1 protein-coding gene is annotated in these 578 nt (G+C 80.4%); it reads right to left on the bottom strand.

Features of this window, described 5'->3' with window-relative positions:
• Positions 1-578 (bottom strand): ATP-binding cassette domain-containing protein (locus KUM32_RS39655; protein ID WP_217146585.1); only part of this gene is annotated, 578 nt, incomplete at both ends.

Here is a 578-nt window from a genome sequence, read left to right as displayed (position 1 = left end):
TGCGGGTAGCGGTCGGCGAAGTCAGCGGGCAGCGCGACCTGTTCGAGCAACTCGGCCACCCGCGCGCGGGCGTCGGCGCCGGCCGTGCGGTGGTGCAGTCGCAGGGGGCGCGCGATGGCGGCGCCGGCCGTGACGCTCGGGTTGAGGGCGCCCAGCGGGTCCTGCGGGACGAGTTGCATCCGGCGCCGCTGGTCGCGGGAGCGCCCGTGCACCGAGGCCGCCAGCGGCGTGCCGCGCAACGCGACGGCGCCCGCCGTCGGCTTGTGCAGCCCGACCACGGCGCGGGCCAGCGTCGTCTTGCCCGACCCCGAGACGCCAACGATGCCGATGGACCCACCGGCCGGTAGCGCGAGGCCGACGCCGCGCAGCACGGTGCGCCGCGCGCGCCGCGGGCCCACCACCGCGCCGAGGTCCCGCACCGTCAGGAGCGCCGGGGTCGGGGCCGCCGGGGTGGCCGGGGTGGCGGTGGCCGGAGCGACGGAAGGAACGGTGGCCTCGGTCGGCGCGGGCGGCCGGGTCGGCGCGTCCGCGCTCGGGGCGGGGCGTCGCGCCGGGAGGGCGGTGCCCGGGGCATACGG

This window comes from Streptomyces sp. AC627_RSS907 (assembly GCF_019049165.1).
The sequence above is the reverse complement of the archived record's forward strand: the minus strand, read 5'-3'. Positions and strand labels throughout refer to the sequence as shown.